29 protein-coding genes and 1 tRNA gene are annotated in these 24,602 nt (G+C 57.4%); 18 read left to right on the top strand and 12 right to left on the bottom strand.

What is annotated here, in order from left to right:
• Positions 1 to 47 precede the first annotated feature (47 nt).
• The 5 genes from DW037_RS05800 (at position 48) to DW037_RS05780 (ending at position 4,588) form a co-directional block, all read left to right on the top strand.
• Complete coding sequence (locus tag DW037_RS05800; RefSeq protein WP_118372968.1) at positions 48 to 1,127, top strand: NAD(P)-dependent oxidoreductase; 1,080 nt, start codon at positions 48 to 50, stop codon at positions 1,125 to 1,127.
• Positions 1,128 to 1,132: 5 nt separating this feature from the next.
• Positions 1,133 to 1,561 (top strand): hypothetical protein, encoded by a 429-nt coding sequence (locus DW037_RS05795; RefSeq protein WP_117716283.1) that lies wholly within the window; start codon positions 1,133 to 1,135, stop codon positions 1,559 to 1,561.
• Positions 1,562 to 1,576: 15 nt separating this feature from the next.
• The gene (locus tag DW037_RS05790) at positions 1,577 to 2,275 is read left to right on the top strand and encodes a hypothetical protein (protein ID WP_117716284.1); all 699 of its coding nucleotides are present in this window, start codon (positions 1,577 to 1,579) and stop codon (positions 2,273 to 2,275) included.
• A 6-nt stretch (positions 2,276 to 2,281) separates the two neighbouring features.
• Positions 2,282 to 3,367, top strand: a complete 1,086-nt coding sequence (locus DW037_RS05785; protein ID WP_117635809.1) for an isocitrate/isopropylmalate dehydrogenase family protein — start codon at positions 2,282 to 2,284, stop codon at positions 3,365 to 3,367.
• Between the two features lie 126 nt (positions 3,368 to 3,493).
• Positions 3,494 to 4,588 (top strand): hypothetical protein, encoded by a 1,095-nt coding sequence (locus DW037_RS05780; protein ID WP_118372967.1) that lies wholly within the window; start codon positions 3,494 to 3,496, stop codon positions 4,586 to 4,588.
• A gap of 114 nt (positions 4,589 to 4,702) precedes the next feature.
• On the opposite strand, the gene DW037_RS05775 is transcribed toward DW037_RS05780, so the two are convergent.
• Both DW037_RS05775 and DW037_RS05770 read right to left on the bottom strand, forming a co-directional pair.
• Positions 4,703 to 4,939, bottom strand: coding sequence for a helix-turn-helix transcriptional regulator (locus DW037_RS05775; RefSeq protein WP_117564746.1), 237 nt, complete (start codon positions 4,937 to 4,939; stop codon positions 4,703 to 4,705).
• Between the two features lie 9 nt (positions 4,940 to 4,948).
• A complete protein-coding gene (locus DW037_RS05770; protein ID WP_117583568.1) occupies positions 4,949 to 5,587 on the bottom strand; it encodes a DUF2975 domain-containing protein in 639 nt (212 codons plus the stop codon).
• Positions 5,588 to 6,287: 700 nt separating this feature from the next.
• Here DW037_RS05770 and DW037_RS05765 point away from each other — a divergent pair.
• The 8 genes from DW037_RS05765 (at position 6,288) to nagA (ending at position 12,980) form a co-directional block, all read left to right on the top strand.
• Positions 6,288 to 6,731, top strand: a complete 444-nt coding sequence (locus DW037_RS05765; protein ID WP_117564748.1) for a PTS fructose transporter subunit IIA — start codon at positions 6,288 to 6,290, stop codon at positions 6,729 to 6,731.
• On the top strand, positions 6,731 to 7,012 hold the full coding sequence (gene yajC, locus DW037_RS05760) for a preprotein translocase subunit YajC (protein WP_117564749.1): 282 nt from the start codon (positions 6,731 to 6,733) through the stop codon (positions 7,010 to 7,012). Before DW037_RS05765 ends, yajC begins: the two co-directional genes overlap by 1 nt.
• Before the next feature lie 36 nt (positions 7,013 to 7,048).
• The gene (gene agaV, locus DW037_RS05755) at positions 7,049 to 7,531 is read left to right on the top strand and encodes a PTS N-acetylgalactosamine transporter subunit IIB (protein WP_117716286.1); all 483 of its coding nucleotides are present in this window, start codon (positions 7,049 to 7,051) and stop codon (positions 7,529 to 7,531) included.
• Positions 7,532 to 7,621: 90 nt separating this feature from the next.
• Entirely contained in the window at positions 7,622 to 8,422 is an 801-nt protein-coding gene (locus DW037_RS05750; protein ID WP_117776793.1) for a PTS sugar transporter subunit IIC, read from the top strand.
• Entirely contained in the window at positions 8,412 to 9,494 is a 1,083-nt protein-coding gene (locus DW037_RS05745; protein ID WP_022094609.1) for a PTS system mannose/fructose/sorbose family transporter subunit IID, read from the top strand. Before DW037_RS05750 ends, DW037_RS05745 begins: the two co-directional genes overlap by 11 nt.
• Positions 9,495 to 9,680: 186 nt before the next feature.
• Positions 9,681 to 10,412 (top strand): GntR family transcriptional regulator, encoded by a 732-nt coding sequence (locus tag DW037_RS05740; RefSeq protein WP_117564750.1) that lies wholly within the window; start codon positions 9,681 to 9,683, stop codon positions 10,410 to 10,412.
• Between the two features lie 114 nt (positions 10,413 to 10,526).
• Positions 10,527 to 11,693 carry an SIS domain-containing protein gene (locus DW037_RS05735; protein ID WP_117640368.1) on the top strand — a complete coding sequence of 389 codons (1,167 nt, stop codon included), beginning with the start codon at positions 10,527 to 10,529 and terminating at the stop codon, positions 11,691 to 11,693.
• A gap of 117 nt (positions 11,694 to 11,810) precedes the next feature.
• Positions 11,811 to 12,980, top strand: coding sequence for an N-acetylglucosamine-6-phosphate deacetylase (gene nagA, locus DW037_RS05730; RefSeq protein ID WP_118372966.1), 1,170 nt, complete (start codon positions 11,811 to 11,813; stop codon positions 12,978 to 12,980).
• A gap of 75 nt (positions 12,981 to 13,055) precedes the next feature.
• On the opposite strand, the gene DW037_RS05725 is transcribed toward nagA, so the two are convergent.
• Positions 13,056 to 13,640, bottom strand: a complete 585-nt coding sequence (locus DW037_RS05725; RefSeq protein ID WP_118372965.1) for a flavodoxin domain-containing protein — start codon at positions 13,638 to 13,640, stop codon at positions 13,056 to 13,058.
• Positions 13,641 to 13,796: 156 nt separating this feature from the next.
• Here DW037_RS05725 and DW037_RS05720 point away from each other — a divergent pair, with 156 nt between their 5' ends.
• From DW037_RS05720 to DW037_RS05705, 3 genes are all read left to right on the top strand, one after another.
• Entirely contained in the window at positions 13,797 to 14,678 is an 882-nt protein-coding gene (locus tag DW037_RS05720; RefSeq protein ID WP_118372964.1) for an aldose 1-epimerase family protein, read from the top strand.
• A 59-nt stretch (positions 14,679 to 14,737) separates the two neighbouring features.
• Positions 14,738 to 15,673: a hexose kinase gene (locus DW037_RS05715; protein WP_117648435.1), complete on the top strand. Its 936-nt coding sequence runs from the start codon at positions 14,738 to 14,740 to the stop codon at positions 15,671 to 15,673.
• Positions 15,674 to 15,877: 204 nt separating this feature from the next.
• The gene (locus DW037_RS05705; protein ID WP_117629886.1) at positions 15,878 to 16,351 is read left to right on the top strand and encodes a YhcH/YjgK/YiaL family protein; all 474 of its coding nucleotides are present in this window, start codon (positions 15,878 to 15,880) and stop codon (positions 16,349 to 16,351) included.
• 135 nt (positions 16,352 to 16,486) lie between these two features.
• On the opposite strand, the gene DW037_RS05700 is transcribed toward DW037_RS05705, so the two are convergent.
• From DW037_RS05700 to DW037_RS05690, 3 genes are all read right to left on the bottom strand, one after another.
• The gene (locus tag DW037_RS05700) at positions 16,487 to 16,852 is read right to left on the bottom strand and encodes a hypothetical protein (protein WP_118372963.1); all 366 of its coding nucleotides are present in this window, start codon (positions 16,850 to 16,852) and stop codon (positions 16,487 to 16,489) included.
• Positions 16,853 to 16,950: 98 nt separating this feature from the next.
• Positions 16,951 to 17,376, bottom strand: a complete 426-nt coding sequence (locus DW037_RS05695; RefSeq protein WP_118237208.1) for a hypothetical protein — start codon at positions 17,374 to 17,376, stop codon at positions 16,951 to 16,953.
• Between the two features lie 256 nt (positions 17,377 to 17,632).
• A tRNA-Thr gene (locus tag DW037_RS05690) sits at positions 17,633 to 17,708 on the bottom strand.
• A gap of 207 nt (positions 17,709 to 17,915) precedes the next feature.
• On the opposite strand from DW037_RS05690, the gene DW037_RS05685 reads away from it, so the two are divergent.
• Positions 17,916 to 18,398: a PTS sugar transporter subunit IIB gene (locus tag DW037_RS05685; RefSeq protein WP_118227293.1), complete on the top strand. Its 483-nt coding sequence runs from the start codon at positions 17,916 to 17,918 to the stop codon at positions 18,396 to 18,398.
• A gap of 324 nt (positions 18,399 to 18,722) precedes the next feature.
• Here the strand turns inward: DW037_RS05685 and DW037_RS05680 are convergent, their stop codons facing one another.
• The 4 genes from DW037_RS05680 to DW037_RS05665 all read right to left on the bottom strand — a co-directional run bounded on the left by DW037_RS05680 (position 18,723) and on the right by DW037_RS05665 (position 22,454).
• On the bottom strand, positions 18,723 to 19,775 hold the full coding sequence (locus DW037_RS05680; RefSeq protein WP_118372962.1) for an aldose epimerase family protein: 1,053 nt from the start codon (positions 19,773 to 19,775) through the stop codon (positions 18,723 to 18,725).
• Positions 19,776 to 19,958: 183 nt separating this feature from the next.
• Positions 19,959 to 21,482, bottom strand: coding sequence for a PTS transporter subunit IIC (locus DW037_RS05675; RefSeq protein ID WP_118372961.1), 1,524 nt, complete (start codon positions 21,480 to 21,482; stop codon positions 19,959 to 19,961).
• Positions 21,483 to 21,603: 121 nt separating this feature from the next.
• Positions 21,604 to 21,909, bottom strand: a complete 306-nt coding sequence (locus tag DW037_RS05670; protein ID WP_117716300.1) for a PTS sugar transporter subunit IIB — start codon at positions 21,907 to 21,909, stop codon at positions 21,604 to 21,606.
• 53 nt (positions 21,910 to 21,962) lie between these two features.
• Positions 21,963 to 22,454 carry a PTS sugar transporter subunit IIA gene (locus DW037_RS05665; protein ID WP_118372960.1) on the bottom strand — a complete coding sequence of 164 codons (492 nt, stop codon included), beginning with the start codon at positions 22,452 to 22,454 and terminating at the stop codon, positions 21,963 to 21,965.
• Between the two features lie 337 nt (positions 22,455 to 22,791).
• On the opposite strand from DW037_RS05665, the gene DW037_RS05660 reads away from it, so the two are divergent.
• Entirely contained in the window at positions 22,792 to 23,556 is a 765-nt protein-coding gene (locus tag DW037_RS05660; RefSeq protein ID WP_118372959.1) for a DeoR/GlpR family DNA-binding transcription regulator, read from the top strand.
• A gap of 14 nt (positions 23,557 to 23,570) precedes the next feature.
• On the opposite strand, the gene DW037_RS05655 is transcribed toward DW037_RS05660, so the two are convergent.
• Together DW037_RS05655 and DW037_RS05650 are read right to left on the bottom strand one after the other, a co-directional pair.
• On the bottom strand, positions 23,571 to 23,876 hold the full coding sequence (locus DW037_RS05655) for a type II toxin-antitoxin system RelE/ParE family toxin (protein WP_117785945.1): 306 nt from the start codon (positions 23,874 to 23,876) through the stop codon (positions 23,571 to 23,573).
• Entirely contained in the window at positions 23,866 to 24,132 is a 267-nt protein-coding gene (locus DW037_RS05650) for a type II toxin-antitoxin system Phd/YefM family antitoxin (RefSeq protein ID WP_118372958.1), read from the bottom strand. Before DW037_RS05650 ends, DW037_RS05655 begins: the two co-directional genes overlap by 11 nt.
• Between the last annotated feature and the right edge of the window lie 470 nt (positions 24,133 to 24,602).

Below are 24,602 nucleotides of genomic sequence, written 5' to 3'. Positions count from 1 at the left end.
CGAGTATTCAACCTGGTAATAACACCCAACCCAAAAGGAAAGGTTTCATGGCAAACAAGCTCTCCGTCGCATTCATCGGCACCGGAATCATGGGTGCCCCCATTGCCGGCCACATCCTGGATGCCGGCTATCCCGTCACGGTCAACAACCGCACTAAGTCCAAGGCCGCCGCGCTTATCGAGCGCGGTGCCGTTTGGGCCGATACGCCGGCAGATGCCGTGGCGAACGCCGACGTCGTCTTTACCATGGTGGGTTATCCCTCCGAGGTCGAGGAGCTCTACCTGGCGGGCGACGGCCTGCTCGCGTGCACTAAGCCCGGCGCGGTCCTGATCGACCTCACCACAAGCTCGCCCGAGCTGGCGCGCGACATTGCCGAGGCCGCCCAGGTTTCCGGCCGCATGGCGTTTGACTGCCCCGTCACCGGCGGCGAGTCTGGTGCTATCGCCGGCACGCTCACGGCTATCGTGGGCGCCACCGAGAACGATATCGCCCCAGTCCGCGACATCCTTGCCACCTTTGCGGCCAACATCTGCTGCTTCGACGGCGCTGGCAAGGGCCAGGCTGCCAAGCTCGCCAACCAGGTGTCGCTGGGCGCCTGCATGGTCGGCATGGCAGACACCATGGCATTTGCCGAGCTGAGCGGCCTTGACCTGGAGAAGACCCGCCAGATGATCTTGGGCGGTACCGGCAAGTCCGGCGCCATGGAGAGCCTGGCTCCCAAGGCGCTCGACGGCGACTACAAGCCCGGTTTTATGGTCGAGCACTTCATTAAGGACCTGCGCCTGGCCCTTGCTTACGCCGACGACCGCGAGCTCGCGCTGCCCGGCGCCGACGTGGCCTTTACGCTCTACGACATGCTCGACGCTATCGGTGGCGCCAAGCTGGGCACCCAGGCCATCACGGTCCTCTACAAGGAGGAGGCCGACGCCATCGCCGCCGGTCTGGACTGGTCGCAGTATCGCCCCGAGGAGCACGGTGCCCACGAGGACGGCTGCGGTTGCGGCGAGCACGGCGACGAGCATGAGTGCGGTTGCGGCCACCATCACGGCGAGGACCACGAGTGCTGCGGCGGCCACGGTCATGACGACGGCCACGAGTGCTGCTGTGGCCACCATCACGGGGAGTAGCGCCCATGAGCTGGACGTTCGTGGTGCTTGCGCTGGCGCTCTTTCTCTTTGCGATCTACATCGGCTTTCTGTGCGGCCAGTGGGCGTGCGAAAAGCGCGTCATCACCAAGCGCGACTACTGGATTGCCAACTTTGCAGGCGCGGCGGCAGTCGTCCTGCTGACCTGGGTGTTCTCACTGTTCCCGCTGGTGCAGTTTGCGCCGATCGGCTGGCTCGGCGGCTTTATCGCCGGCCTTAAGATGAGCTTTGGCGAGTCCGTCGGTCCGTGGCGCAAGCACGACGAGGTCTTTAACGTCAACAAGGCTCACCGCGCCGCCGCCGACGCGGGCGACGCCGAGGAACGCCGTCGCGCACGCCGCAATGGCGCAGCCGACCGACAGCTCATCTCGGTCACCGATGACAGCAAGGGTGCTGGCAAGCACGCTAAGAAATAGTAAGAAGAGGTAACTATGGCAGAAAACAAAGACGAACATCTCACCGACGAGGAGCTGGCACAGCTTCAGCTGGCAGAGGAGAACGAGAACGCCGTCGACCGCCTGGTCCAGGAGCTCGGCTGCCCCACGCGCCGCATCCGCCAGTTTGCCGCCCGCGTGCTGCACCTGCTTGCCGAGCGCGATCCGCAGCGCGTCGTGCCCTGCGTGCCCGCGCTGATCGAGGCGCTCGATCGCCCCGAGGCGCAGACCCGCTGGGAGGCCCTCGATGCCTTGGCGGCACTCGCCACCACCTGCCCCGAGCAGATGGAGGACGCCTTTGAGGGTGCCGAGACCGCACTGTTCGACGAGATTTCCTCCACGCTGCGCTATGCCGCCTTCCGCCTGCTGTGCGTGTGGGGCGCCACGAGCGTCGAGCGTTCGCGCGAGGCTTGGCCCATCCTGGACGAGGCCATCCAGTGCTACCACGGCGACCTTGAGTATCGCGACATGCTCGGTTGCCTGTACGAGTTTTGCCAGGGCGAGATCGACGCCGAGGTCGCAGAGAAGCTTGCGCTGCGCCTTAAGTTCGACGCCGAGAACGGCAAGGGCAGCTATCTCAAGGCCCGTTCGAGCGAGATTTGCGAAATGCTTGTTAAACGCTTTGGCCTGGATCTCTCCAAAAAGAAGAAGCGTGCTAGCGTTAAAAAATCTGACGACGCCGAAGACGAGGAGTAACAGATTATGGCGCACGATGTAGTCCTGATTCCCGGTGACGGTATCGGTCCCGAGATTACGCAGGCCATGCGCCGCGTGGTCGAGGCCACCGGTGTCCAGATCAACTGGAACGTCCAGGAGGCCGGCGCCGGCGTCATGGACGAGTTTGGTACGCCGCTGCCCCAGCACGTGCTCGATGCGGTCGCCGAGACCAAGGTTGCCATCAAGGGCCCCATCACCACGCCGGTCGGCACGGGTTTCCGCAGCGTTAACGTGGCCCTGCGCAAGCACTTTGACCTGTACGCCTGCGTGCGCCCCTGCCTGTCGCAGCCGGGCGACGGCTCGCGTTTCCGCGACGTCGACCTGGTCATCGTGCGCGAGAACACCGAGGACCTCTACGCCGGGATCGAGTTCGATGAGGGCGCTGCCGAGGTCGAGGAGCTCTCGCAGCTTGTCGAGCGTTCGGGCCAAAAGACATTCGCCGGCGATTCCGCGATCTCGATCAAGCCCATCTCTATCGCCAAGAGCCGCCGTATTGTGGAGTACGCCTTTGAGTATGCCCGCCGCTGCGGCCGCAAAAAGGTGACGGCCGTGCACAAGGCCAATATCATGAAGGCGACCGACGGCCTGTTCCTGCGCGTTGCGCGCGAGGTGGCCGCCAACTATCCCGACATTGAGTTCAACGACAAGATCGTCGACGCCACCTGCATGGGCCTGGTCCAGAACCCCAACGACTTCGATGTCCTGGTGCTGCCAAACCTGTACGGCGACATCGTGAGCGACCTGTGCGCCGGCCTGGTGGGCGGTCTTGGCATGGCGCCCGGCTCCAACATCGGTGCCGACTGCGCCATTTTTGAGGCAACGCACGGTTCGGCACCCGATATCGCTGGCCAGGATATCGCCAACCCCACGGCCGAGATCCTCTCTGCGGCTATGATGCTCGACCACCTGGGCGAGAACGATGCCGCCAATCGCATCCGTGCGGCCGTATCTGCCACGCTCGACGAGGGCGAGCAGGTTACCGGTGACGTGCGTCGTGCCCAGACCGGCTCCGTTGAGGGCGCTGTGGGTACGCAGGCATTTGCCGATGCCGTTATCGCGCACCTGGCCTAAGGCATGCACGCTGCAAACGCCTAAATAGTACTTAAGTGTTTGCGTATAACCTAAGAATCAATACGCCCGGCGCTCTGTCGGGCGTATTCTATTGGGGACTATGTTTCCTAACAAGGAGTAACCGATATGGGTCTGATTCAAAAGAAGGACGAGAAGGACGAGATCGACGGCATCCAGATCATCGAGCGCGGCGAAGGCCCCGACGGTGACGAGGACGAGAAGATCGACCTGGTCGCCGGTACGTCTGCCGAGCACATTGCTGCTGGCACGACGGCCGAGGAAGAGGACGCCCGTCTGGAGGCTCAGATCGCCGCAGATGCCGCTGACGAGAATCTGATGCCCGAGGCCCAGGATGAGGATGATGACGCCCTAGGTTCCGATGGGGACGATCACGTATCCAAGCACAAGAAGACGATGATTGCCGCCTTTGTGGTTGCAGTCGTGATCGCTGCGGTGGTCGGCTTCTTTATGGGCAATGGCGGCTTTGACGGCAAGGGCGTCGGTTCGTCGACCCTGACCGAGGACCAGCTCGATTCGACCGTGGCAAGCTATAGTTATAGCGGCAAGAAGAGCGACATCACCGCGCGCGAGGCCATCGAGAGCCAGTACAGCCTCGATACCGTCAAGGATAGTAACGGCAACTACACCGCCCCCTCTGCCGACGTCATCCTGTCTTACGTGCGCAACAAGATTCTGCTCGATGCTGCCGAGGACGAGGGCATTACCGTCTCCTCTAAGGAGATGAAGAAGTACGCCGAGGATTCTATCGGCACCTCGGACTACGACACCATGGCCAAGCAGTATGGCGTGTCCAAGGACCAGGCCAAGCAGATCGTCCGCCAGTCCGCGACGCTGCAGAAGCTCTACAAGAAGAAGGTGGGCGATGCTTCCGCGAGCATGCCGACCGCTCCGACCGAGCCTTCTGACGGCAACGAGGAGACTGCGAGCAAGGACTACGCCGACTACATCATCAAACTTGCCGGCGACGAGTGGGATAGCTCGAAGGGCACCTGGAAGGACGCCGACAGCACCTACGCTAAGGCCTTCGCCGACGATGCCTTTACCGCCGATAGCGCCACCTATAAGCAGGCCATGACCGCCTATTACACCGCTTACCAGCAGTATTCTTCGCAGGCTTCGAGCGCCAGCTCCAAGTGGACCGAGTACGCCAACAGCCTGTACGCCAAGGCCAACATCAGCATTTACGGCCTGTTTGCGTAAGATCTGCCTGAGCTTACCGATCGCGTAGCCGAACTATCTGAATAAGCCCGCTAGAACGATATCCGTTCTAGCGGGCTTATTACGTCGGAGGTACCGGTAGTTAAATAATCTCAATTAATCTTTAAGTCCAAAGAGGTTATCGGCTTCATCGTCAGGCATATATTCCAGTACATCGCCCGGTTGGCAGTCGAGTGCCCGGCATATCGCGTCAAGAGTTGAAAAGCGCACGGCAGAAACCTTGCCCGTCTTGATGCGCGACATATTGACCTGGGAGATGCCCACGCGTTCCGCAAGCTCTTTGGATGAGATCTTGCGTTCGGCAAGCATGCGGTCGAGCCGCAGAATAATCATGGATTCCCCCTAGAGCAACTCGTCATCTTGTATTTGCAGGATACACCCGTACTGGAAGACGCTGGCAATCAGGCTAATAATCAGGCCTGCAAAGAGCATAGAGAGGTCGAGATGCTGGCCGCCAAGCGCATCCGTAAAGTTGCCGCCAAATCCTGAGAGTATCAGCCCCGTGACTATGGCACCAAGAAGCTTCACAGCAACGCCGCCAATAAGGAACAAATGTCCTACTTGACGTAGTATGCGGATGCATTCGAGGTCAAAGGGCCTGCCTGCCTTTTCAATGGTGGAGAAAAACCTGTATGCGCTTAGCACAATGGCAAGCGCAAGGCATGTCATCATGGCGCTCCCTATGGCAGTATGACCGTCGTGCGCGACAAGCATAAGAGGGGTCTGTTCATTGGCGCCGACGAGAGCGAGAGATGGCCCTTCGCCGGCATTAAGCTCTACGGATTGGAGGCAGAACCCTTGGGAGAGGCTAGGCAATATGAGTAGAAGCTCGATTGCAATGACTGCGAGGAGTCCCAGAGCGAGCGCTACGGCGGTGCAGATTGTGGCCCATTTGCAGATGTGAGCGAGCTTCCTCAGATCGGCTATTGCCTGTTCGCGGTTGATGGGTTCATTCGATTTGGATACGTTCCAGCGGATCATAGCTCCTCCAACCAATGTCTAGGATGATATTTAAATCTTATAACATACTTAATGATAAACGATAAACAATTACAGATTAGAGTAAGTTATGTTTGTAAGACGAATAGCGAGAGCTTATGGCATATTTAGGGAGTGAGAGTTTGGCACGTGGGGGATGGACGAGTATCGAAATTTCCCGCAACCACGCAAGTGCTTCATCGGGTCTCCCTAATTCATATGGAAAAGGAGCTGCAAACGATTGGAAATAACCGCTGAGCGGTCGAAAACTACCGTTCACCGATAATTTCTAAACTGGTTCTAACTGGTATTAAGTCAAAAAGACCAATTCACAAATCTTCACAATGACCTGCATTTTTTCTACATGCCTTTTTGGCCACCCTGCGTTGTTTAGACACAGAAAAGGTTCCGATCTTTCGTCAAAGTATTTCGAAACGGTTTCAAAACCGCAGGTAGAAGTGTTAACGAGCGGTAAACGGTCGATTTATCGCCGTGAGCGGTGCAAAAACGTTTTATTGCGTGAATCAGCGAAAGCGACCTCTTCTGTGATGATATAGTGACAACAACACGTCACGTGGTTACTACCAGTTGAGAGACCACTGGTCTTCAAAGAACGCTTTCCAAGAAGCTTTAAGGGCGTCCGCCCGCTGGCTTCCGAAAACATCGGACTCAGATCGTACACACCTTCGGAAGGGAAATTTGAATGGTTGGCTTTATTCTTACCGGTCATGGACAGTTCGCACCCGGCCTCGCAAGCGCTATCGCTATGGTCGCCGGTGATCAGCCCGCTTTTACCGTCGTTCCTTTCGAGGGCGACCAGGCTGCTTCCTACGGTGAGGATCTCCGCGCCGCTATCACCGCCATGCGCGAGGAGTGCGATGGCGTGCTCGTCTTTACCGACCTGCTTGGTGGTACCCCGTTCAACCAGGCAATGATGATTGCCCAGGATGTCGACAACGTCGAGATTCTGACTGGCACGAACCTTCCCATGGTTATTGAGCTTCTGTTCCTCCGCGGCAACGCTACGCTCGCCGAGCTTGGCGAGCAGGCCGTGACCGTTGGCCAGACGGGCATCACCGCCCAGACGGTTGCCTCCGTCGCTGGTGCCGAGGAAGAGGATATCTTCGGTGACGAGGACGGCATCTAATGGCCGATTTCGGAGCCAGCGTCCTGAGCTCCTCGGTCGCTCTTTTAGGCCTGCTTGTCGTCATGGGCTTGATTTACACCATCTGGTCGCAAATCAACATGAAGAAGAAGCAGAAGTACTTCAAGGAGCTGCACACCGAGCTCAAGCCGGGTCAGGAGGTTCTTTTCGCCGGCGGTATCTACGGAACCGTCAAGGGCATCGAAGGCGAAAAGGTCCAGATCAAAGTCCGATCCGGTGCCGTCGTAGATGTTTCGCGTTACGCGATTCAGGAGATCAAGTAACTGTCGTCAGCAAATAACGAAAGGAAGCTGATCAACATGGCAGAACCCAACATTCTTCTTACCCGCATCGATAACCGACTGGTTCATGGTCAGGTTGCCACCCAGTGGAACTCCACCCTGGGCTCCAACCTCATCCTCGTCGCCAACGACGACGTGGCGACCAACACCATGCGCCAGAACCTCATGAAGATGGCCGCTCCCGCCGGCGTCGCTACGCGTTTCTTCTCTCTGCAGAAGACCATCGACGTCATCGGCAAGGCGAGCCCGCGCCAGAAGATCTTCATCGTGGCCGAAACACCGGAAGACGTGCTTACGCTCGTCAAGGGCGGTGTGCCTATAAAGAAGGTAAACATCGGCAACATGCACATGTCGGAAGGAAAGCGCCAAGTCGCCACCTCCGTCGCAGTTAACGACGAGGATGTCGCTGCGTTTAAAGAGCTGCAGGAATTGGGGGTGGAGTTGGAGATCAGGCGCGTTCCGAGCACGCCTGTTGAGGACACGAGCAAGCTCTTCTCGTAATCCTCATGATCCACGTTGTCAGGAATGAAACCCTGACATTCTGTACGTGAAATCCAAAGTGCGTACATACATTTTGAAAGGAGGAGCAAGATGGAATACTCGATCATCCAGGTCGCTCTGGTCTTCATCGTCACGTTCGTCGCGGCAATCGACCAGTTCAACTTCCTCGAGTCTCTCTATCAGCCCATCGTCACCGGCGCCGTCATCGGTCTTATCCTTGGCGACCTCAACACCGGTCTTCTCGTGGGTGGTACCTATCAGCTCATGACGATCGGCAACATGCCGATCGGAGGCGCTCAGCCGCCTAACGCCGTCATCGGCGGCATCATGGCAGCCATTCTCGCTATCGCTACGGGCCTCGAGCCCAACGCGGCAGTCGGCCTTGCCATTCCGTTCGCTCTGCTTGGTCAGCTCGGCGTTACCCTGGTCTTCACGCTTATGTCGCCGCTCATGTCCTCCGCGGACAACATGGCTCACAACGCTGACACCAAGGGTATCGAGCGTCTGAACTACTTCGCCATGGCTCTGCTCGGTCTGATCTTCGCTATCGTCGTCACCCTGTTCTTCATCGCTGGCGCCACCATCGGTCAGACCATCGCTTCCGCCATCCCGACTTGGCTGCAGACCGGTCTCTCCGCTGCAGGCGGCATGATGCGCTTCGTCGGCTTCGCCGTCCTGCTCAAGGTTATGATGAACCGCGATATGTGGGGCTTCTTCCTCATGGGCTTTGGCCTCGCGCTCATCACCGTTGCCAACGATTCTCTGGCAACCCCTGCTCTGCTCATCCTCGCTCTCATCGGCTTCGGCATCGCTTTCTGGGACTTCCAGCAGCAGACCGAGCTGAAGGGTGCAGCTGTTTCTGACGGAGGTGACTTCGAAGATGGCATCTAATGAGTATGTGATCCCGGAGCACTACGAGGATCTTACTCCTGCTCCGCAGCTCGACCAGAAGACCCTCAACAAGATGGCTTGGCGTTCCTGCTTCCTGCAGGCCTCGTTCAACTACGAGCGTATGCAGGCCGCTGGTTGGCTCTACTCCATCATCCCCGGTCTGGAGAAGATCCACACCAACAAGAACGACCTCGCGGCTTCCATGAGCCACAACCTGGAGTTCTTCAACACTCACCCGTTCCTCGTCACCTTTGTTATGGGCATCGTGCTTTCGCTCGAGCAGAACAAGGTTGACATCCCCACGATCCGCGCCGTCCGCGTCGCCGCAATGGGCCCGCTCGGTGGTATCGGTGACGCCCTGTTCTGGCTGACGCTCGTGCCTATCACGGCTGGCATCACCTCCAACATGGCCATCAACGGCAACGCCGCTGCGCCGATCATCTTCCTGGTGATCTTCAACGTCGTCCAGTTCGCACTGCGCTTCTGGCTCATGAACTGGTCCTACAAGCTTGGCACCAGCGCTATTGACGCTCTGACCGCCAACATGCAGGCCTTCACGCGTGCCGCTTCCATCATGGGCGTCTTCGTCGTCGGTTGCCTGGTCGTCACCATGGGTGGCACCCAGATCAACCTCCAGATCCCCAACGGCACCACCCGTGGCCTCTCCGCTACTACCGTGATCGTCTCCGAGAAGGAGGCCGAGAACTTCACTGGTATGGAGGGTATCGATACCGAGACCGCTGAGGCCGGTACCATCGCCATGACCGATGAGGACGGCAACGCCCTCACCGCTTCCGATGCTGACGGCAACGCTGTCGAGTGCGGCGTCACCGATCTGGGCAACGGCATGGAGTCCGTTACCTACGGCACCGTCACCGAGGATCCGGTCAACTTCTCTGTTGCCGACACCCTCAACACCATCGTCCCGAAGCTCGTCCCGCTTATGCTTACGCTGCTGCTTTACTACATGTTCGCTAAGCACAGCTGGACCCCGACCAAGGGCATCCTGCTGCTCTTCGTCCTGGGCATCCTGGGCGCTGGCCCGCTTGGTCTCTGGCCGAGCATCTGGTAAGGCTCTAGCTTGAGGGGTGTGTCCCTACGCGGCTCACACCCCGACCCCTTAAGCCATGTGTATGTTATAAGCCGCGTGCTCGAAAGAGCGCGCGGCTTTTGTTTTTCTTGATGATTCGGGTGTGGCAGACCGATAATGCTTAACGCCCTAGGTAGTTAGCCGAATTCGAGCAAAAGGGAGGATAGGATGGCGATCGGAGCGCGTAAGCAACCGCTGTACGATCAGCTGGTCGATATTCTGACCGAAAAGATTGACCATGAATATCGCGCCGGTGACATGATTCCTTCCGAGCGCGAGCTTTCGGAGCGCTATGGTCTCTCGCGCACTACGGTACGTCTGGCTCTGCAAGAACTGGAGCGTTTAGGACTGGTGGTTCGGCAGCACGGTCGCGGTACCTTTGTGACCGACCGTTCGGCAAAGGCAACCAATCTTATGCAGTCCTACAGCTTTACCGAGCAGATGCGCGCGATGGGTCGCGACCCCGAGACCACGATTCTCGAGTTTTGCGAGATGGAGGCCGATAAGAATCTGGCTGAGCATATGGGATTGCGTATCGGTGATCGCATTTTTAAGCTCAAGCGCCTTCGTTCTGCCGACAACATGCCCATGATGGTCGAACGCAGCTATCTACCGGTTCGTCAATTTCTGTCCCTAAAGCGACCGCTGCTGGAGCGTAAGCCGCTTTACGATGTGATTGAGCAAGACTTTCAGCAAAAGATACGCGTGGCCGAAGAGGAGTTCTATGCGAGCATAGCCCGTCCCACCGATGCCCACCTTTTGGAAATTGTCGAGGGCTCGCCTGTGCTCGATTTGGTTAGGACTACGTATAACGAGTCAAACGAGGTTGTGGAGTATACGCTCTCGGTTGCTCGTGCCGATCAGTTTAAATACAAGGTTTACCACCAGCGTAGCGACTAGTGTTGGCATCGTTTCCATATGATGATTGTTTGTATTTAACTGGTTACTACCAGATAACCAACCGAAGTGTATAATTGCACGTCAGAGGATTACTTCTAGAGAGAGGTATTAGAAATGTTCGAGAAGAGTGTCGAGGAGCTCACCGAGCTCGGCGCCCAGATCACCACGGCCGAGATTGCTCAGCAGCCCGAGCTTTGGCGTGATACGCTCAACATCTATCGCGAGAACAAGGAGGCCATCGAGGCCTTCCTGGCCGAGGCTCGCGCTATGGGCGAAGGCCGTCTGTCCGTTGTCTTCACCGGTGCCGGTACGTCCGACTACGTTGGCGATACCTGCGCCCCGTATCTGCGTCACGCTGGTAACACTGATCTCTACGACTTTAAGCCCATCGCCACGACCGACATCGTGAGCGCACCGCGCGACTTCCTGCGCGCCGAGGATCCCACGCTCGTGGTTTCCTTTGCCCGCTCTGGCAACAGCCCCGAGAGCCTTGCCGCCGTTGCCGTTGCCAAGGAGCTCGTCCACAACGTCAAGTTCCTCAACATCACCTGCGCTCCCGAGGGTAAGCTCGCCGTCGAGTCCGCTGATGACCCCAATGCGCTGACGCTGCTCATCCCGCGCGCCAACGACAAGGGCTTCGCCATGACCGGTTCCTACACCTGCATGACGCTGCTCTCTACCCTCATCTTTGACGAGGCTTCCGACGAGCAGAAGGCCGAGTGGGTCGAGACCATCGCCAAGATGGGCGAGGAGGTCATCGCTCGCGAGTCCGAGGTTGCCGACTACCTCGCTGGCGACTTCAACCGCGTGACCTACCTTGGCTCCGGCTCCTTTGGCGGCCTTGCTCAGGAGAGCCAGCTCAAGATCCTCGAGCTTGCTCATGGCCTGGTTGCCACTTCCTACGACACCTCCATGGGCTATCGTCACGGACCCAAGTCCTTCGTCGACGATAAGACGCTCGTCTTCGTATTCGTGAACAACGACGCCTACACCCGTCAGTACGATATCGACATCCTCAACGAGATCGGTGGCGACAAGATCGCTCAGCACACCGTTGCCGTTCAGCAGGATGGCGCTACTGTCTACGAGGGTGAGTCCTTCACCTTTAAGGGCTATGAGGCGCTCCCCGAGGGTTACCTTGCTCTGCCGTTCGTGATGTTTGCTCAGGCTATCAGCCTGCTCAACTCCGTGCGCGTGGGCAACACGCCCGATACGCCGAGCCCCACCGGCACGGTCAACCGCGTGGTTAAGGGCGTGACGATTCACCCCTTCACCGCTTAATCGCGTCCCCCTGTAAGGGCGCCCGTCCGCTCATAACGGCGGGCGGGCGCTTTTTGTTTTACGTGAACTGGGTATAAGCATCACCACAGTCAACTGCTTTAGAAGCGAGGAGTGCATATGAGCACGTACGCAATTAAGGCTGACAAGTTCTTCTTGCCGGCAGGCCCGCAACTGGGCGGCTATCTTATGGTCGAGGATGGCGTCTTTGGCGCCTGGCAGGCCGACGAGCCCTCTTGCGAGATTAAGGACTACACGGGATCGTGGATCGCGCCGGGTATGGTCGACACCCACATCCATGGCTTCTATAACCACTCGACTACCGATAACGATCCCGAGGGCATCGATATCAGCTCGACCGAGCTCGCCCGTCGCGGTACCACCAGCTGGCTGCCCACGACGTTCACCGATGGCGTCGAGCAGATCAAGGATGCCTGCGCCGCCATCGCTCAGGCGGACGAGGGTCGCGGCCCCGATTTCTGCGGTGCTCGCATTCAGGGCATCTACCTGGAGGGGCCCTTCTTTACCATGAAGCACGTGGGCGCGCAGAACCCCGCTTATCTTATCGATCCCTCCGAGGAGGTCTTCGATCAGTGGCAGGAGGCTGCGGGCGGTCGCATCGTTAAGAGCGCCATGGCTGCCGAGCGCGATGGCGCCGCTGTTTATGCGGCTGCTCTGAACGCCAAGGGTGTGGTGACCAGTATCGGTCACTCCGACGCCACCTACGATGAGTGCATCGCCGCCATCAACGCCGGTGCCAGCTGCTTTACGCATACCTATAACGGCCAGCGCGGACTGCATCACCGTGAGCCCGGTGTCGTGGGGGCTGCTATGTCCACGCCCGAGACCTACGCCGAGATCATCTGTGACGGCAAGCACGTAAACCCTGCCGCCATCAAGGCGCTGCTGCAGGCAAAGGGCTGGCAGCACACGGTGCTCATCACCGACTGCCTGGGTTGCGGCGGCATGCCCGAGGGCAGCTACACCAGTGGTGGCATGGACGTCATCATGAAGGACAACCTGTGCTGGCTCGCCGATGGCAAGAGCATTGCCGGTTCGGTGCTCACGCTTGCCCAGGGCGTCAAGAACATCGTCGACTGGGGCATCGCCAGCGCCGATATCGCCATTCGCATGGCAACCGAGGTGCCGGCACGCTCCGCGCACATCGAGGATAAGTGCGGCAGCATCATGCCGGGTCGCGACGCCGACTTTGTCGTGTTCGACCACGAGCTCACCCTCGTCGAGACGTATGTTGGCGGCCAGAGCGTCGGCAACGCCTTTACCGAGTAACGATAGAAAAAGACGGCGGGCCCGAATCTGCTCGGACCCGCCGTATGGGTTAAACGCTCAAAAGCACCTTAACAGTTACAGCTTGTTAGCGATCTTCTTTGCCGTGCGCTTAACGCCGGCCACAAGACCTCCTGCAGGATGCTCCTTTTCGTATGCTAGGCGCTTCTCGCGCTTGGCGTACTCTTCGACGATGATGTCGCCATACTCGTCTTCGATCTTGTCGAAGAAGTCGACGGCGCCTTTAATCTCTTCGGCGGTCGGGTGTCCCTTTTGGACACCGCCGGTGAGTTTGAACGGCCCCCACGTATCAAAGCCGGGGCAGCCGTAGACACCCATAAAGATGGCCTGCCTCATGCGGCAGATGCCATCGATATCCTTGCCGTACCACTTGTTTTTGCCACCGTAGGTCATAAGGCCAAATACCTTGTCCTGCGGCTGCAGCACGTTAGTGAGCACGCGCGCCATATCTTTGTCGATCTCGGAGTAATAAATGCCCGTGGCGACGCCGATCAGATGGTATTCGTGCAGGTCGGGGTACTCGTTTTTACCGAGTGACTTCACGTCGAGGGTATCGATTTCGGGGTGCGCCTCGACGATGGCGTCCACGAGCTTTTTCGTATTGCCGTGGTGGCGTGAGGCATAAAGGATGATGGTTCGCATAAGAAGGCCTTTCAGCTGTAATTGCATTAATGTCTATATGGTACCCCGTTGCATGGCTGGGATACCGGACGCATCGATGAACGTGCGGGTTTGTCCTTTGGTCAGGGCCGAGACGGGTACTTGCGAGCAAAAAGCAGTTGTTCGAAAGGATGGGCAATGGAATACGCTCTCTCCAACGATTCGATTTCTATCAAGGTCTCCACGGCCGGCGGCTCGTTTACCTCGATTGAGGCTGGAGGTCGCGAGTATCTGTGGCAGGGCGATCCCGCCGTGTGGTCCGGCCAGGCACCGATTTGCTTCCCGATTTGCGGAGGCTTGCGCGATGGTAGCGCCATGACGTTTGCCGGGCATCATGTGAAGCTCGCCCGCCACGGCTTTGCGCGCAAGCAGGAGTGGAAGCTGTTGAGCCAAAGCGCAAACGAGCTGGCTATGTGCCTGGCATCCGAGGATAACGCCGCGCTGCTGAGCGATTATCCGTATCCGTTTAGGCTCGTCGCCCGCTATACGCTCGAGGACGCCGCCGTGCGTGTCTCCTATGAGGTTACCAACGAGGGCACCGAGGACATGCCGTTCTTTATCGGTGGGCATCCCGGCTTTAGGTGCCCGCTCGATGAGGGCGAGGCCTATACGGACTACGAGTTGCGCTTTGAGAAAGAAGAGGCTGCAGAGCTTTGCACCGCTGTCCCTTCGACTGGCTTGATTGACGTGGACAAGCGCTCCAAGAACCCCATGGTGGGAAAGACGCTGCCCCTGTCGCACGAGCTCTTCGATTTTGCGGAGACCATCTTTGACGTGCTCGAGAGCCGCCAGGTCACGCTTTCCAAAAAGGGCGAGGACAAGGGCGTTCGCCTGAGCTTTGAGGGCTTCCCATATCTCATTGTGTGGAGCAAGCCCGAGGGTGATTTTGTGGCAGTTGAGCCTTGGGGCGGCCTTTCGACCTGCTCCGATGAGGACGACGTGCTTGAGCATAAGCGTGGCTGCCTTGTCGCCAAGCCCAAGGAGACCGTCGTTCGCTCGTTCACGATTGAGATTCTGTAATTCCGTTTTGTCGACTCGTATCGCGAGGCACAAGGAGCCTGCGAGATAAGGAGCTAAAAATGATCCTCACCGTTACGATGAACCCGTCCGTCGATACACGCTATCAGCTCGATGAGCTCATTATCGACGACGTTAACCGTGTGACGCCCGAAAAGACCGCCGGCGGCAAGGGTCTCAACGTGGCCCGTGTACTGGGTCAGCTGGGCGACGACGTTGTGGCAACTGGTCTACTCGGCGGCCACATGGGCGCCTACATGGCCGAGCTCATGGATGCTAACGGCATTAAGAATGATTTTGTACCCATCAAGGGCGAGACTCGTATTTGCCTTAACATCCTCCACGCCGGCAACCAGACCGAGCTACTCGAGAGCGGCCCGACGATTGCCCCCGAGGAGCTCGATGCCTTTACCGCCAAGTTCGCCGAGCTTGCGAGCAAGGCCGCTGTCGTTACCATCTCGGGTTCGCTGCCCCGTGGTGTCGAGGCGGGCTACTACGCCAAGATCACGGGTATTGCCGAGAACGCCGGCGCCAAGGTGCTGCTCGATACCTCGGGTGCTTCGCTCGAGGCCGCCCTTAAGTCCGAAATTAAGCCCGAGCTGGTCAAGCCTAACCTGACCGAGATTAACGGCCTTCTGGGCACGAGCTTTACCACCGACGATGTGGACGAGCTCCGCGCCGCGCTCGCCTCTGATGCCCGCTTCTCCGATATCCCCTGGGTCGTCGTGTCCATGGGCGCTGCCGGCTCCGTGGGCTTCCATAATGGCCGTGCATTCCGCGCCAAGACCCCCGATATCCCCGCCGTTAACGCTACGGGCTCTGGCGATTCGACCATTGCCGGCTTCGCACATGCGATTGCTGCCGGTGCCGACGACGAGACGGTGCTGCGTACCGCCAACACCTGCGGCAAGCTCAATGCCATGGATCCCATGACTGGCCACTTGGTTATGGATCGTTGGGACGAGGTCTACAACGGCGTTGTCGTGACCGAGCTGTAGGAGCTTGTGCTGCGGCCCCGGCATCGGTTGCTTGCTTGTGGTTAGAGTCGACGACAAGTGCAGTAGCATTATGCCGGGGCGCGACGCCGACACTGTCGTGTTCAATCCCGACCTTACCCTGGTCGAGACGCATGTGGGTGGCAACAGCGTCGGTAATGCGTTTGCCGAGTAGCCGCCAAAGAAACGATCCGAGAGGGGATTTAGATGATTTACGGTGCATTGGGCGATATCGAGGAGTACCGCGGAATGCTCAAGGGCCTCGACGTGCTGATCGATTGGCTCGAGGAGAATGATCCGGCGAAGCTCGAGGTCGGCAGCCATCCGATTCTGGGCGACAAGGTCTTTGCGAACGTCATGGCTCCCACGACGCGTCCCGAGGCCGAGGCTCACTATGAGACGCATCAGCGCTATCACGACCTGCAGATCGACGTTGAGGGTCGCGAGGCCTTTAAGGTTGCCACGGGCAGCCTGACGCTGGTCCAGGAGTTTGACGAGAAGGACGACTATGATCTGGTCGATTCCGACGCCTCGATCGCCGGCGATCTTGCCGACGACAAATTCGCGCTGTTCGTTGCCGGCGAGCCCCACATGCCCACGCTCGAGTTCCCGGGCGATGGCGCACAGCCGGTCAAGAAGATCTGCTTTAAGTTGCTTGCCGACGCCTACTGGGAGGAGTAGCGAGCTGCTCGGCTGAGCTGTTCGTCTGATGGCGTGATTCCCCTAGGGAAATCACGCTAGGACCCCGCCAAACGGGTTTTCCCTAGGGAAATCACGTTTGGCGGGGTTTTCTGTTTTTGAATAGGGAAGCCTCATTTATTTGCGAAGAACATCGGCTAGCCGCAGGATTGAAATCATCGACCGATAAGTGAGTTCCTCTTTTTCGCCCGCAAGCAGTCGTTTCGAGCCAATCTCATCTAGCCCCACAAGCCGAGAAAACAGCGGGCCGCTCATCGTGCCATCGTCAATTGATTCCCTTATGGTCTTCAAAACGTCCGTATCATGAAGCGATGCCGAGCTGTAGGGGGCAACACGAGCGGAACTCTCAATTAACGACGAGACAAAAGGATGGAGATGCTTTGGACATAGTCCATCAAACACCACATCCCCATTGTCGTTCGAGCCGACCAGGCGCCAAGTATAATGATCGACCCAGTCATCTCCGTCATATATGGCGTCCATGAGCAACTTCCCGTCTAGAGAGAGAAACCTATTTGGACATCGGGGCGCAAGACCGCAATCCATATCGGACCTGCAGCAGCTCCAACCCAACGCACCACTTAGGTTCCCTTTCGTACATGTGTATCAATCTGCCCCGAAATGCCGGTGAATGCAATTCCAGACCCGTTTGTCGGATAGCAATCGACGTATTTTTGTTTTCCGCTCACAACCTTGTATAGATAAATCGTTCCAGCAAAAGAGAAGGGATCGTTCGCAATTTTGTCCGGAAGAACTTGCCACCTCAAAATCCCGCTACCAATATGGTCAAGCTTGACCGTTCCGCCGTCCCCCTCAAAAGTGGCAAGGGGATTTACCCCAGACTGAGAGTCGGCATCGCCCTCCTTAGCAGTTATCAGCAGGCTGCCCGTATAAGACTGCTGAGGCTCACCTTCAGGACAGGCAGCCTCGGCCCAAGAAGGGCCACTCAGGCAGAACAGTCCGAGCAGCATCATTACCAACAAAAGAAAACCCTTAGTTCTTTTCATCTCTATCCCCAACGTCTCTCGACATTTGTATATCGTGACTATTTTAGATCTATATGGCCAATTCGAGCCCTCGCCATGGCATTTGTTGCACTGGGTTTCTTTTCATTAATTTTTCACTTTGGTAAATCCCCGCCCCTAAGCATTAAACCCGAAGTCCACCGAGTGGGCCGCTGTTGACGTGGCGATGCTTGGATTGGCGCGCACGCACTCAAAATCGGCAACAAAAAAGCCGCCCGAAGGCGGCTATCTTGAGCAATGGAGCCAGCGACCGGGCTCGAACCGGTGACCCCCGCTTTACGAGAGCGGTGCTCTACCAACTGAGCTACGCTGGCGGCCATGTGATGACGCAACTGAGGCGCCAACGGCTGTCTATGATACGGGACATCGCACATCCGCGCAAGTGTTCTGACGGCTTTTCTCACTTTAAATGCACTAATATTAGAGGCGTGATGTCTGCAGTGCCCATTTGGTACTTGACCTGCTGTTGAGTTGGTGGCCGACGTCCCGCTCGTATGGGTCTCAAACAGAATGGGGCAGCCATGGCTCAACCCAAGATCCTTCTCACGCGTATCGATGACCGTTTCATTTACGGGCAAGACGTTGAGCTGTGGAACGAAGCCGTGGGTTCCAATCTTGTCTTAATCGTCAACGATGAGATCGCGGCGGATTCGCGCCAATGGGCACCCATGAGGGTGGCGGCGCCAGAAGGCGTTTGGACGCGGTTTTTCTCGGTGCAAAGGACCATCGACATCATTTATACCGCAACGCCGCGCCAATGGATTCTCATCATGGTGGCGTCGCCCACGGATGCACTCGCGCTGGTTAAGGGCGGTGTGCCAATAACCAAGATCAGCATCGGCCATATGCGGGCGAGGGAGGGCAAGCGCTCTGCAACGCCTGCCATTGCCGTAGACGATACGGACATCGCCGCCTTCAAAGAGTTGCAAAAGCTCGGCATAGAGCTAGAAATCCGTTATCTCCCCAGTTCCGCCCCCGACCCCATTGGCAATCTGTTCAACTGATCCCTTGGGGACGGAGGAAAACGGATCATTTTGCCCTTGCGAGGGATGCGCGCGATGCCGCCTGTCAAAAACTATGCCCATTTACTACGTTTGGTCGGCTATCGCCGAGCATGTCGAATTTGAGAAAAACAAAACCGCAGGTAGACGGCTTGCGAATTTAACAAAAACCGGTGCATGGTCGAGCACCCCGGGCTAAACGTAGTAAATGGGCATAGTTTTGATATGTCACTCATACAGTCACAGCGAAAATGAGCCAAAAGATGAAAAACGCCCGTCGGCGGTGGTGCCGGCGGGCGCTGCTGTGCGATATGTTGCGTTATGGGCTTAGTGCCTCATAAAGTGGTATTCGATCACATTGCTGTAGGGGTGACCCGGGCCCACAATGCCCTGTGGGAACAGCGGCTGGTGTGGTGTGTCGGGGTACATCTCGGCCTCGAGGGCAAAGCCAGCGCCCCAGCCGTAGTTGGCATCGTCCTTGGCGTGCTCGTCGCCCAGCCAGTTGCCGGTGTAGAGCTGCACGCCCGGGGCGGTGGTGTAGTAGTCCAGCTCACGACCGGTCCACATCTCCTCGACGTGCATCGCGCGGCGCAGATTACGTCCGTACTGATAGCCATCGATGCACAGGCAGTGGTCGTAGCCACGGGCCTGCTTAATCTGCGGATCGTCGGCCTCCATGCCAGGCGCGACGGGGCGCAACTCGCGAAAGTCAAACGGAGTTCCCTCGACTGGAGCAATCTCGCCGGTGGGGATGTTCTGCTCATCGATGGGCAGGTAATGGGCAGCGTTGGCAACGAAGAAGTGCTCGCAGTCCATGCCGGCGTTATGACCGGCAAGGTTAAAGTACGTGTGGTTGGTCATGGACACGTACGTGGCGCGGTCGCTCTCGCAGCCATATTCGATACGGAAGCAGCCGGTGCGCGTCACGGTAAACACGGCCGTAAAGGTGCGGTTGCCGGGCAGGCCCAGCTCGCCATCTTCAAGCGAGGTGGTCATGCGCACGGCATTGTGGACCTCGTCGAGCTCAACGTCCCACACGCGCTTGTGCAGGCCGTACTCAAGATCGCTGTGCAGGTTGTTGGCGCCCTCGTTGGCGGGCATATGCCAGTCCGTGCCGGCGATGGTGATCGTGGCACCTGCAGTGCGGTTGGCCACAGGTCCGATGGTCGTGCCAAAGCAGGCGGGGTTGTCAAAGTAATCCTCGAGCTTATCGAAGCCCAGCACCACATCGCACACGTTGCCGGGGATATCGGACACGTCGATGCCCAACACGGTGGCGCCATAGTCCATAATACGAACGCAGATCTCGGGCCCGTTGAGGGTGTAACGATGAACGGGGGTACCGCACGGTGCGGTGCCGAAAAGCTCGGAAGTGATCATTTAGTTCCTAACATCGAGGTATTTCCGACAAACTGTAGCGCGAACAGGCGAGATTATCACTACACCCCACTAAAGCAGGGGGTATTTTTCTCAAAAAAGTGATGATTGACTTACTGTGGACAAACAAAAAGAAACCCGCCGGGATGCGACGGGTTTCTTCCACAGGGGATATGTGGCAATGAGTTAGGCGTTTGCCTTTGCGGACTCGGCTTCCTTAGCAGCCTTGAGGTCCTCCTCGGTAAACTTGCCGGTGGTGAGCGGCGAGAGGGTGCACTTGTCCTGCTTCGCGTACTCGATGTTACGAGCGATCATCTGCTTGCGATACCAAGCGAAGAGCGCGACGTACACGACGATGGCAACGACAGTGGCGATGATCATGGTCACATCGCCCGTGGTCGCCTTGCCCACGAAGAAGGCCAGGAATTTCTCGACAGGTCCTTCCATGGTGGTCTGAGAGATCAGGCCGGTAACGCCATCGGGGAATGCGCCGACGGTCTTCGCGGTAAAGGTAACGAAATCGGCGACGAGGGTGCCGGCGCCCAGGAAGACGGGCAGCAGGACGGCACCGATAACGACCATGCGAATCACGCGGCCGCGGGTGACAACGAGCAGTGCCGGCGTCAGACCCATGGCGATGATGCCACCGAGCGGCAGCAGACCGTTCCAAGTGCCAGTCGGGGAGAAGGGGAAGGGAACGTTGGCGAGCAGCAGTGCCTCACCCAGCATGATGGGGGCAAGGATGTTAGCGGCAGCCCAGATCTCGGCGCGGCCGGCGATGAAGGGCCAGTCGAGGCCGACGTTGAGGGTACGGCCCTGGAGCCACTTGCTGTTGTTGGCAAAGTCGGAGATGCCCTGAGACAGCGGCTCGACGGCTGCGATGAACCAAGAACCGATCATGGAGAACAGCTCAAGGCAGGTTGCGGCGGTAAAGGCGAGCGTGCAGATCTGCTGCGGGGTCTGGTGCGAAAGCAGACCGACGAAGACGCCCAGGTAGATACCAATAGCGAACTTGGAGCCCCAGAAGCCGATCATGTTGTTGAGCTTGGCAGCGTCGAAGTCGTACTTATCGAGGAAGGGGAGCACCTTGTCGATGATCTTGTTGAGCAGCATGGCCAGCGGGTTCATCATGTAGTTCATGTGAGTCGTGGTCATGGGGTTCTCCTCGGGAGCACCCAAAAGATCGTTGAACGTGGGCTTCATAAGGTCGGAGTTCATGATCTTCATAACGCCGACGAAGACGACGAGCAGCGTGGCGACGACGATGTTGGCGCCAAAGTAGATGCAGGCAAGGCCGACAAAGGCGAGGTGCCAAACGTCAAAGATGTCGACGTCGATAGTGTTGGTCTTGGCGAGCACGATCATCACGATGTTGACGATGACGAGGACCATCAAGAAGTACAGCGTGTAGGGAGAACCCCAGGTGATGGTGGCCAGCGGTGCCCAACCCACGTCGGTAACGGTGAGCTGAAGGCCGGTGGACTCAACGAACGTCGTCATGGCGCTCGAGAAAGCCGTCGTCAGAATGTTGATGATGGCGCCGATGCCGGTAATGGCGATGCCGAGCTTAAGACCGCCCTCGAGGGCCTTGGTAAACTTAACTTTGAAGAGAAGGGCAATAACCGTCAAAACGATGGTCATCATAGGGGCTGCGCCAAGGTCGATCAGCGGCTGAAAGACGGCATTAGCAAACCCGATTACTGCGTCCATGTCTCCCTCTTTCCTAAAAGAGAATTTCCTTTTCCGTATGTTGCCTTAAAAAAGGAAGATGCCGTTCCCGGTCGTCATCTTCCTTAAAGCCAAAAATTGCGCAGAGCGAAGCTGCAAAAGATTAGTTGAGGCCCTTTTCCTTGATAATGGCCTCGATCTTGTCGTAAACCGGCTTAGCCATGGCAGGCATGCGGTAAAGGATCGGGCCAGCATCGACGATCGGGGTCTTAACCTCAAAGCCAAAGTCGGTCTTGGCGATCTGTGCGAAGATGTCGTACTGAGAGAGCATCTCCTCGTTGACGTCCTTGATCATCACGGCGTCGCAGTGCAGGTTGTAGCCGCGATTCTTGAACTCGGACTCGATGGCGTCCTTGATCTGATGGCTGGAGTTAACACCGGCGCCACAAGCTGCGAGAACCTTAATCATGATGAATTCCTTTCTCTATGCGGGTTATTCCGCGGATTCCTAAGGGTAATTGGCTAGTCGACAGGGAAGTTGTCGACCAAGAACTGGTAGATAGCGTTCGTGTGGGTCATAGAGAATAGTTCCTTGACGCGATCGGTGCCCAGAGCGTTAACAAAGTCCATGATCTTTGCGAGGATGCCCACCTGTGCCTCTTTGTCGTCGTTGAGAATCATGAAGAGGAACGAGACGGGGAAGGTCTGCGAAGGGTCGATCATAGAGTGCCACTCGACAGGGGTCGTTAACTTGACAGGCACGATACGACGGGTGTGAACAAACTCGACCTCGGTATGGGGAACGGCAAAGCTGGGCAACTCGGGGTCGACGACAGACATATCCATGCCGGTGGGGTAGCCCTTTTCGCGCTCGATGATGTTCTCGAGAAACGCGGGCGCCACATAGTTTTTGAGTGACAGCTTATTGGCGATCTCGGTAAAGACCTCTTCTTGCGTGGTGCGGTCGCAAACAAACACGGTGTCTTCGAAGAACAGATTGCTCTCTGCGGACATGTCTGCAACTCCTTCCGTTCCATGCAGATCGAACATGTTCGAATCTGTTTGTTTAAGTTCCCTGTTATTTAAGTCTAAGAGAATTAGTGTGTCAATCTGTTTTCTATTGTTCGGCAAAGTTCAATTTGCTTTATTGAGGCAACATTGGATTGAAATGATTTTAAAATCGCAGCTTTTTGCCTATGTATAGCTGAAGTTGATGTGTCGGATACATTCGATATTCAACGTTTGGCGTTTACTATCCTACCGTTCACCGGGAAAAACCGACCGTTTAGGGTGAGTGAGCATAAATGTTCGATTACTATAAATGCGAACAAAACCACTCAAAGGAGTAAAAATGATTAAGGCAGAGCGACAGGATAAGGTTCGTCAGCTGCTCGAGGAGCAGGGTACGGTCTCGGTCAAGGAGATCTCGGATGCGCTGGGCGTTTCGGACATGACGATCCGTCGCGACCTTGAGGAGCTTGCGAGCCTGGGCGAGATCGAGCGCGTGCACGGCGGAGCCCGCAGTGCGCAGGGCCGTCCCCACGCTATGTTGCGCCATGAGTATTCGCACAGTGAAAAGCGCACCAAGCATGCCGAGGAAAAGCTGCAGATCGCACGCCGCGCTGTGGAGCTTATCGAGGAAGGCTCGACCATCTTCTTGGGTACGGGCACCACGGTTGAGCAGATGGCCTCGATGCTGCCGGCGTTTCGCCTGCGCATTGTGACCAATTCGCTTTCGGTGTTTAACTTGCTCGAGGCGCGCGAAGACTGCGACCTGTGCCTCGTGGGCGGCATGTATCGCCGCCGCACCGCCGCCTTTGTGGGGCCCATGGCCGAGGATACCCTGCGCGCGCTGGGAATCGACGCAGCCTATATCGGCGCCAACGGCATTTTGAACGGCGACGTGTCCACGTCTAACATGGAAGAGGGCCGCATCCAGCAGCTCGCCTTTAGCAAGGCCGACTCGCGCTATCTGATCGCCGACTCCAGCAAGATCGGCAAGCGCGACTTCTATACCTTCTGCCGCCTGGACAATTTAGACGCCGTGGTGTGCGAGCCAGGTATCGCCGCCGAGGACCGCGCCGCCATCGAGGAACACACGCAGGTCATCTGCTAGCTCGTGCTGCCGGGCTAGACCAGGCGGGCGTAGTCCTGTGACTGGTGAAAGACATGGGCGATATAGATCGTATCGCGCTCACACTTGTAAAGACACACGTAGTTGTTGACGGGAAACGATCGATAATTGCGTGCCGCCAGCTCTCGTATATGGGAGAGAGGCCGTAGGAGCGGCTGCTCGCGAAGCAGATCAAGCTGATATTCAAACTCAGCAACAAAATTGCCTGCTGCACGTGGATTCATGAGGATTTGAGCAAGGTATCCGACAATACTCTCGTATTCGTATCGTGCGCTTTTGAGTATTACGACGTTATAGGTCATATTTGTCTCGTATCGAGGTCGCGAAGGAGTCGTAGTCGCTGTAGTCGCCTTGCGATATCTCGTCTTCTGCCAACATCATGCGAGACAGCAGCTTGGCTTTGGCGATTTCTTCTTGCATGAGGCGATACTGGTCGCTGCTGATGCAGTGCATGGCCTCGTAGCCGTTCTTGGTTACGGTGACGTCGCGCTCGGACTCAACAAGCGCGGTAAATGCAGCGGTGTCCTTCATGTCTCGGACGGGCACACAGGTGGGCATAGGTACCTCCTTTGCGTTGGGACATAATTGTACCACGGCGCATCAAAAAATCGGTACCGTTAAGTTGTCTCGGTCTGTAACAGCTGGGACCGAAAACCCGGCTCGATGTTACAGATTGAGACAAACGTGCGGCGCGGGCCGCTCAAAAGCAAAAAAGGCAGATACGACCAAGGATGTGGGGCATCCACCGGGAAGGTCGTATCCGCCACACGGAAAGAGGCGCATGGACGCAGCGCCCATGCAATCGGGATTGGTAAGGCGCTCAATCGCGCGCGATAGTCGCGGCGGCCGGTGGAGCAGGCTTGCAAGCAGGGGCAAGTGACACGCTCAACACGATTCTAAAAACAAAAAGGCCAGGATGCAGTTCATCCGGTGGTGTGTTCATCGCCTTCGTTGCCAGATTGCTCTGCACGCTGGCGCGTTGCGACGAGTTATGAGCCCATATCATGCTGAGAAGGCAAAGCCCAAGA

It is taken from the genome of Collinsella sp. AF39-11AT (genome assembly GCF_003474585.1).
Lineage (GTDB): Bacteria > Actinomycetota > Coriobacteriia > Coriobacteriales > Coriobacteriaceae > Collinsella.
The sequence above is the reverse complement of the archived record's forward strand: the minus strand, read 5'-3'. Positions and strand labels throughout refer to the sequence as shown.